Origin of the sequence: Magnetospirillum sp. SS-4 (genome assembly GCF_902729425.1) — a bacterium.
Classification (GTDB): domain Bacteria; phylum Pseudomonadota; class Alphaproteobacteria; order Rhodospirillales; family Magnetospirillaceae; genus Phaeospirillum.
Genome location: NZ_CACVCH010000001.1, coordinates 58,228 through 66,092, shown reverse-complemented (window position 1 = coordinate 66,092; position 7,865 = coordinate 58,228). Strand labels below are relative to the sequence as shown.

9 protein-coding genes and 1 pseudogene are annotated in these 7,865 nt (G+C 62.6%); 6 read left to right on the top strand and 4 right to left on the bottom strand.

Annotated elements, in window-relative coordinates:
• Positions 1–244 precede the first annotated feature (244 nt).
• Entirely contained in the window at positions 245–754 is a 510-nt protein-coding gene (locus tag MTBSS4_RS00310; protein ID WP_173981389.1) for a GAF domain-containing protein, read from the bottom strand.
• Positions 755–1,068: 314 nt separating this feature from the next.
• Positions 1,069–1,293 (bottom strand): hypothetical protein, encoded by a 225-nt coding sequence (locus tag MTBSS4_RS00305; RefSeq protein WP_173981388.1) that lies wholly within the window; start codon positions 1,291–1,293, stop codon positions 1,069–1,071.
• 105 nt (positions 1,294–1,398) lie between these two features.
• Here MTBSS4_RS00305 and MTBSS4_RS00300 point away from each other — a divergent pair, with 105 nt between their 5' ends.
• From MTBSS4_RS00300 to MTBSS4_RS00290, 3 genes are all read left to right on the top strand, one after another.
• Positions 1,399–2,946: a carbon-nitrogen hydrolase family protein gene (locus tag MTBSS4_RS00300; protein WP_173981387.1), complete on the top strand. Its 1,548-nt coding sequence runs from the start codon at positions 1,399–1,401 to the stop codon at positions 2,944–2,946.
• A gap of 275 nt (positions 2,947–3,221) precedes the next feature.
• Positions 3,222–3,707, top strand: a complete 486-nt coding sequence (locus MTBSS4_RS00295) for a hypothetical protein (protein ID WP_173981386.1) — start codon at positions 3,222–3,224, stop codon at positions 3,705–3,707.
• A gap of 58 nt (positions 3,708–3,765) precedes the next feature.
• Positions 3,766–4,950: an MFS transporter gene (locus tag MTBSS4_RS00290; protein WP_254432309.1), complete on the top strand. Its 1,185-nt coding sequence runs from the start codon at positions 3,766–3,768 to the stop codon at positions 4,948–4,950.
• Here MTBSS4_RS00290 and MTBSS4_RS00285 read toward each other — a convergent pair.
• Together MTBSS4_RS00285 and MTBSS4_RS22750 are read right to left on the bottom strand one after the other, a co-directional pair.
• Complete coding sequence (locus MTBSS4_RS00285; protein WP_254432308.1) at positions 4,932–5,339, bottom strand: hypothetical protein; 408 nt, start codon at positions 5,337–5,339, stop codon at positions 4,932–4,934. The genes MTBSS4_RS00290 and MTBSS4_RS00285 overlap by 19 nt on opposite strands.
• Positions 5,340–5,375: 36 nt before the next feature.
• Positions 5,376–5,519, bottom strand: a pseudogene (locus MTBSS4_RS22750) (helix-turn-helix domain-containing protein); the annotation flags it as partial.
• A 195-nt stretch (positions 5,520–5,714) separates the two neighbouring features.
• Between MTBSS4_RS22750 and MTBSS4_RS00280 the strand changes: the two are divergent.
• The 3 genes from MTBSS4_RS00280 to MTBSS4_RS00270 are packed head-to-tail and all read left to right on the top strand — an operon-like array spanning position 5,715 to position 7,802.
• On the top strand, positions 5,715–6,155 hold the full coding sequence (locus MTBSS4_RS00280) for a MaoC family dehydratase N-terminal domain-containing protein (protein WP_173981384.1): 441 nt from the start codon (positions 5,715–5,717) through the stop codon (positions 6,153–6,155).
• A gap of 12 nt (positions 6,156–6,167) precedes the next feature.
• On the top strand, positions 6,168–6,584 hold the full coding sequence (locus tag MTBSS4_RS00275; protein WP_173981383.1) for a MaoC family dehydratase: 417 nt from the start codon (positions 6,168–6,170) through the stop codon (positions 6,582–6,584).
• Positions 6,585–6,596: 12 nt separating this feature from the next.
• Positions 6,597–7,802, top strand: coding sequence for a thiolase family protein (locus tag MTBSS4_RS00270; RefSeq protein ID WP_173981382.1), 1,206 nt, complete (start codon positions 6,597–6,599; stop codon positions 7,800–7,802).
• The last annotated feature ends 63 nt before the right edge of the window (positions 7,803–7,865 follow it).

Sequence of the window (7,865 nt, the reverse complement as noted above, 5' to 3'; positions counted from 1 at the left end):
GTAAGTATAGTCCGCCCCATGGCCTCGAACTCGGTCTGATCGGTGGGGGTGTGATGCCGAATTTATCAAATATAAGAATTGCCTATAAGGCGATGATTGGGCTTGGCGCTCTTGCCGTTCTCGCGATTTTTCCCGATATGTATCTTGTCTCGATGATGCGGAGCGTCAACAGCGATTAGCGATGTTTGACTACCCCAATGATGGGGGGAGTATGGCGGGGGCGAGTGGTCAAATCATAGACGCTTTACCTCGTCCGCCGAAACTCGCGGAGAGCCTTTCTGTTATCCAATTCGTGCATGATCAGGAAGGCAAGATCGGCCAGTATCTTCTCCTGACTGGCATTCAGCAGCGGCCGGGGAACCCGGTCGATGATGCAGATGGTGCCAAGTCCGAAGGCGTCTTGGGTTACGAGGGGCGCACCTGCGTAGAAGCGAATCTTGGGGTCGCCGGTAACCAGCGGATTGGCCTCGAACCGCGCGTCCTTGGTCGCGTCAGCAATGGTGAAGACCTTAACGTCCTTGATCGCATGGGCGCAAAAAGACTGGTCTCTCGGCGTTTGCTTTGCCGACAAGCCAACGGCGGACTTGAACCATTGCCGATCCCGATCAACCAGCGAGATCAGCGCGATGGGGGCCTTGAAGACATGGGCCGCCAAATTCGTGAAGCGGTCAAAGACCTCTTCTGAGCCCGTGTCGAGGAGGTCGTAGCTCAGAAGTGCCGACAATCTCTCGGCTTCATTCACAGACAGTTCCATGGCAGGCTCCTTTCCCTAGCGAGGCATGTCATCGTCTCATGCCGTCACTAAAATTGGAATGGATCGCCGAGTGGAGCGGGCCATGCAGTTACAGAGGCCGCCATTGCCGCAGGATGGAGGTTTCGCAAAACCCGGCTGACCGAGAAGTTCGCCTTGGATGACCTGATGGCTCAGACGAGTGGAAACTGCGTGATGATCGCCATCAAACATGACACCGGCAGACTGGAATTGGCACCGATATCGACCGCTCAGTCCCCCAAGCCCGGTTCCACCGTGCTGAGCTTTGGTCCCAAGGAAATCTGATGCCGGCGAGCCTACGGGACGACCTTTCTGATCCAGGGCTGGAAACAGAGGCTCATGATCCGGCCGGTTTCGGCGACGAGAGCTTTCCAAGCCTGGCAACAGGCCTGGACGATGGCGGGTTGGTCCTGCGCGCACAGCCAGACGCAGAGCGAGAGGAAGCGTTCCCGCAGGAACAACAATAAGCGTTCGACCGGGTTGAGTTCCGCCGAATATGGTGGAGAATTGATGCGAATCAATCAACGCTGTTACCTTTCTATTGAAATTCCGTACCGCGTCAAGCCTCATTGATGCCGCATTTATCCTGAAAGATGGGTGCCAAGCAATCGTAAGAAAGGGCCATAATGTCTATCAGCAAAGCCCCCGATCTCGTTGTCCGCAAGGCCAAGTTCAGCGATGTCGCCGACATCGTAACTCTCATGAACAGCATCTATGGGCCGGACTTTCTTTATGTTCCGGCGATGATCCGGGCGCAGATACGCCATTTCCCCGATGGTATTTTCGTCTGCATCTACCAGGATCGTCTGGTCGGCTATTGCTCGACCTTCCGCATTTCCGAAAAAGTGGCGTTGACGACGCACACTTGGGACGAAATCACCGGCGGCGGCTACTCCGCCCGCCATGATCCGACCGGCGATTTCCTCTACGGCATGGACGTGGCGGTGGCTCCCGATTGTCGGAAGATGCGCATAGGCCAACGGCTCTATGACGAGCGCAAAAAACTGTGCATGTTCCTCCGATTGAATGGCATCGCCTTCGGCGGTCGAATGTCCGGCCTGAGCCGCCGCGGCAAGCGCATGACTCCGGCCACCTATGCGGAAGGGGTGACTAATCGTAAGATCAAGGACACGGTGCTGAGCTTTCAGATCCGCAACGGGTTCGAGATCATCGGCGTCCTGCCCAAGTATTTCCCCACCGACACCGAATCACGCGGATACGCCGCCTTGCTGGTGTGGCGCAACCCGCGCATGGTCGAAATTCCCAAGCCCGCGACCACGGATCGGGGGCGACTGCCTCTGTCCATGCGTATCGGCGCCATCCAGTACCAACAGCGCCGCATCGCCTCGTTCGAGGAGTTCGGGACGCAAGTGGAGTATTTCGTCGACGTGGTCGCCTCCTACCGGGGGGATTTCGCCGTCTTCCCCGAACTGTTCACCCTGCAACTGCTGTCCATCGATAACAAGCCTCTGTCACCCCAGGAGGCCATCGCCTCCCTGTCGTCCTACGAGGAGCGGTTCAAGGAACTGATGAGCGGACTGGCGGTGCGCCACAACGTCAACATCATCGGCGGCTCCATACCTAGCAAGGCTGAGGACGGAACCATCCGCAACGTCTGCTACGTCTTTTTGCGCGACGGCTCGATCCATTCCCAGGCCAAGATCCAGCCCACTCCCAACGAACGCGATTGGTGGAACCTCACTGGAGGCACCCAGTTGGACGCGATCCAGACCGATTGCGGCCCGATCGGCGTATTGATCTGCTACGACAGCGAGTTTCCGGAACTGGCCCGGCATCTGGTCGACCAGGGGGCGCAAACCCTGTTCGTGCCATTTTGTACCGACGAGCGTCAAAGCTATCTCCGGGTCCGCTATTGCTGCCAGGCGAGGGCGGTGGAGAACCAAGCCTACGTCATCATGGCCGGCAATGTTGGCAACCTGCCCAGCGTCCGCAACATGGACATTCAGTACGCCCAGAGTTGTATCCTGACGCCCTGCGACTTTCCCTTCGCCCGCGATGGGATCGCGGCCGACACCACACCCAATGTGGAAATGGTCGCCTTCGCCGATCTCCGGCCGGATGCCCTGGCCTTGGCCCGCAATGCCGGCACGGTGCAGAATCTGAAGGACCGTCGCTTCGATCTCTACTCGGTCACATGGCGCCGACGCGGATAGCCCGCGCAACCGCTCCAGAACACCTTTTACGCTTGGTTCGTTCCCATCATTCCGGCTGACCTGCCTTGGAAGTTTCATCCAGCCGTAAGTAGAGCCTTGGGCGAAGTTACGCCGTGTGGCCCGGCCCCATTGCATGTGGAGCGCTTCCTGGGCGAGATTCGTGCCGGGGAATCCGGGCAAAAGCTTCACGTATAAAACTATTTCCCGGCGCGACCAGATGCTTTATACATAAAGCAACGTGGCGGAAGGGCCGCCACGCCAAGGGAGCTACGCCGATGGACGAGTCCAAGAAGATCAAGCTGCTGTCCAACATCCTGCGCGCCTCGCATTTCGAGTGGCGCCGCGCCGCGCTGAAGACCAATCCCGGCCAGGACCCCATGGAACTGATCGGCGCGTTCTGGACCGAGGTCGCCATCGACACCGCCAGATTCTATGCCCGCAACATCGATCCCAAGGGCGACGTCGCCCGCCAGTTCGCCGACCTGTTCGTCGGCAGCAGCCAGGCCATGGACGAGGACTGCACCTATACCGGCGTCGACGAGGCCGGCTGCCACACCGTCACCCACACCGATTGTCCGTGGTATCACTGGCACAAGAAGGAAGGCCTGCTGGCCGAGGACCGGCCCGGCTGCGACCGCTGGCTGGAGAAGACCGCCGCCGAGGTCAACGCGGCGCTGGGAACGTGCATCCGCTTCGCCACCGACGAGACCATTCCCGATGGTGGCGCCGTCTGTCGGCGGCGGTTCTGGGTCGAGGGTTGAAGACGCCGCCCCAATGGTGCTACCCCTGAGTGGGGAACCCTAATATAGCAGGTGGGCGGTGAGCGGGACGATCAACTCGGTTCGCAACGTGGTCATCCTCAGCGGGTGCCAGGCGTTGTCCATGAGCGGCTCGGTGCTGGTGTTCGCGGTGGTGGCCCTGGCCGGGGCGACGCTGGCGCCGTCGCCGGAACTGGTGACCCTGCCGCTGGGACTGCACTTCGTCTCCATGATGGCGGCGACCATTCCGGCCTCGCTGGTGATGGGGCGGCTGGGCCGGCGCTTCGGCTTCACCCTGGGCCAGTCCATCGGGCTGGTCGGCGCCTTGCTGTCGGTGTGGGCCTTGCTGTCCGGCTCGTTCTGGGGATTCGTGGCCGCGGCGGTTCCCATCGGCGTTCATAACGGTTTCTTCCAGTATCTGCGCTTCGCCGCCGCCGACACCGCCAGTCCCGACTTTCGTCCCCGGGCCATCTCCTATGTCATGGCGGGGGGCGTGGTCGCCGGCTTTCTGGGGCCGGAACTGGCCAAGCGGACCGCCGAGGGATTGCCGGTGATGTTCGCCGGGTCGTATCTGGCCCTGGCCGGGCTGTGCGTCCTCAGTATCGTCGCCCTGCAAGCCATCCGCATTCCGCGGCCGGCGCAACTGGCCCGGCACGAGACTGGACGCCCGCTGCGTGAGATCGGCCGTCAGCCCGTTTTCGCGGTGGCGGCGCTGTCGGCCATGATCGGCTACGGCGTGATGAATCTGGTCATGGTCGCGACGCCGCTGGCGATGGTCGGTTGCGGCTTCACCTTCTCGGATTCGGCCGAGGTCATCCGCTGGCATGTGCTGGGGATGTTCGTGCCCAGCTTCTTCACCGGCAGCCTGATCCGCCGCTTCGGCGTATTGCGCGTCATCGCCGCCGGAGGGGCGCTGTTGCTGGCGGCGCTCGCCATCAATCTTTCGGGAACCGCCTTCACCAGTTTCTGGGGGGCGCTGGTCCTGCTGGGCATCGGCTGGAACTTCATGTTCATCGGCGGCACCACCTTGCTGGCCGAGTGCCACCGGCCGGAGGAGCGGGCCAAGACCCAGGCGTTCAACGACCTGCTGGTGTTCAGTACCACGGCGGTCACCAGCTTCGCCTCGGGCGCGGTTCAGGGCGCGCTGGGCTGGCAGGCGGTCAACGCCCTGTCGCTGATCCCCGTCCTTCTGGCGCTGGGGGCGGTCGCCTGGCTGGTCCGCTCGCGTCAGGCCGCCGGCGGCTGACCGTCGAGAATGCCGTGGGCGGTCATGGTGTAGAAGGTCTCGATGATCTGCTCCACCGTCACGTCCTTGGACGGGTCGTACCAGCGCGACAGCCAGTTGCACATGCCGAGAATGCCGAAGGCCACCATCTTCGGATTGAGAGCGCTCTTGAAGGCGCCGCGCTCCTGGCCCTCGGCCACCAGCCGGGTCCACAGGTCGCTGTATTCGCTCCACGATCGGCGCAATTCCTTCAGCTTGGGATCGTCGTCGAGGAAATGTTCCTCGCGCAGCGCCACCGTCATTTCCAGGTAATTGGGGTTGAAGCTGTCCAGGTGATTGCGGATGGCCGCCCGCAGCTTGTCGGCGTCGCTGACGTTGGAATTGATGATTCCCTGCAAGGCCATCGTCATGGATGTGCTCTGCGGTAGTATGATCCTAAGCAATATTTCTCCGCGACTGCGGAAGTAGTAGTATATCGCTTCGCGCTTGACGCCAACTGCCTTGGCGATATCCTCGATAGACGTCCTGTTTACGCCTTGTCGCTCGAACACTTCCGTCGCTCGTCTTAGAATTTCTATTCGACGGCTCATGTTGGACTGACCTCTCGGCTGGCATCACCCTAGTGTCACCCTAGCGGCAGAGCGGGCGGAACGCAACGAATTTTACATAGTCGTAAAATTGTGTTTTACAGGTGCGTAAAACCGGAGTAGCGTTCCTATAGACATGAAATGACTGAGCGCCTCGCGGGGGCGTCAGCGACGGGACCATCCAGGAGGGAGGAGTTCATGCTCGACCAGGGCATCGTGGGCAAGACTTACGCCCCGTTCACGGTGGAGGTGGAAAAGGGCCGCCTTCGCCTGTTCGCCAAGGCCATCGGCGAGACCAATCCGGTCTATACCGACGAGGCCGCCGCCAGGGCCGCCGGCTACCGCTCGCTGCCGGCGCCGCCGACCTTCGGCTTCACCATCGCCATGGACGCCGAGCAGCCCTTCCTGATTCTGGACGACCTGGGGGTCGACAAGACCCGCTCGATGCACGGCGAGCAGTCCTTCGTCTATCGGGGCGACATCTGCGCCGGCGACGTCATCACCGGCCAGCAGACGGTGCTGGAGATGTATTCCAAGAAGGGCGGCGCCCTCTGGTTCATCGTCACCGAGACCGCCCTGGTCAACCAGGACGGGCAGCCGGTCTGCGACCTGCGCACCACCATCGTCGTCCGGACCTAGAGGAGAGCCGCCATGACCGTCCGCTTCCAGGATATCTCCGTCGGCGATGCCATTCCCGACCTGGTCAAGCCGGTGATCACCCGCACCCAGCTGGCGCTGTTCGCCGGTGCCTCGGGCGATCACAATCCCATCCACCTCGACGACGAGCAGGCCAGGAACGGCGGCCTGCCCGGCGTCATCGCCCACGGCATGCTGTCCATGGCCTTCCTCGGCCAGGTGCTGACCAACTGGGCGCCGCAGAAGGCGGTGCGCTCCTATTCGGCCCGCTTCACCGCCATGGCCTTTCCCGGCGACACCATCACCTGCAAGGGCGTGGTCAAGGCCAAGGGCGAGGAGGCCGGCGAGGCCTATGTGGACCTGGACATCACCGCCCTGAACCAGAAGGGCGAGCAGACCCTGGCCGGTCAGGCCCGCATCGCGCTGTCATAAGGAAATCCTTCCATGACCTATGTCGCCGAGATCCCCTATGGCTGCTACTGGACGACGCCGTTCGTCCGCTGGCAGGGCAGCTTCGCCCATCTTCACTCGGTGGAGTTCGCCGCCCATGTGGCCAAGGCCGAACTGAAGAAGCGCGGCATTCCCGCTTCCGCCTTCGATTACGGCGTGATGGGCATGTCGGTGCCGCAGAAGCATTGCTTCTACGGCCTGCCGTGGCTGATGGGGATGATCGGGGCCGAGCATGTGGGCGGGCCGACCCTGTCGCAGGCCTGCGCCACCGGCGTCCGCTGCCTGCTGGCCGCCGCCCAGGAAATCCAGTCGGGACTGGCCGCCTCGGCCCTGGCCTTGACCTGCGACCGCACCTCCAACGGACCGCACATCTACTATCCCGCCCCCCAGGCGGCCGGCGGCACCGGCGAGTCCGAGGACTGGGTGATGCAGAACTTCTCGTTCGACCCGTTCACCCGCAAATCCATGCTGGTGACCGCCGAGAACGTCGCCGCCGAGTTCAAGGTGGACACCGGCCGCCAGCACGAGCTGGTGCTGCGTCGGGAAGAGCAGTACCGCGCCGCCACCGCCGATGATTCCGCCTTTCTCAGGCGCTTCATGACCCTGCCGTTCGAGGTACCGTCGGCCAATTACAAGAAGGTGGCGGGCAGCCTGTCCGGCGACGAGGGCATCAACTTCTCGACCGCCGAGGGGCTGGCCCGGCTGAAGCCGATCCTCGACGGCGGCACCGTCACCTTTGGCGGCCAGACCCATCCCGCCGACGGCAATGCCGGCATCGTGGTCGCCGCGCCCGGCCGGGCGCGCGAGATGTCGAAGAATCCCAAGATCGCCATCCGCCTGCTGGGCTTCGGCCTTGCCCGCGTCCAGCCCAGCCTCATGCCCAAGGCGCCGGTCCCCGCCGCCCGGCAGGCGCTGGCCCAGGCGGGTCTGGACATCCGCCAGATCGATGTGGTCAAGCTGCATAATCCCTTCGCCGTCAACGACATCGCCTTCGCCGCCGAGATGGGCATCGACGTCATGACCATGAACAATTTCGGCTCGTCGCTGGTCTGGGGCCATCCCCAGGCGCCCATGGGTGCCCGCGGTGTCATCGAGGTGATCGAGGAACTGGTACTGAAGGGCGGCGGTTACGGCCTGTTCAGCGGCTGCGCCGCCGGTGACACCGCCATGGCGGTGGTGTTGCAGGTCACCGACGCCTGAGGGAGCGGGAACCATGACGACGATGCCCCCCCCATCCTTCGAGACGGCCCTCACGGGCCTCCT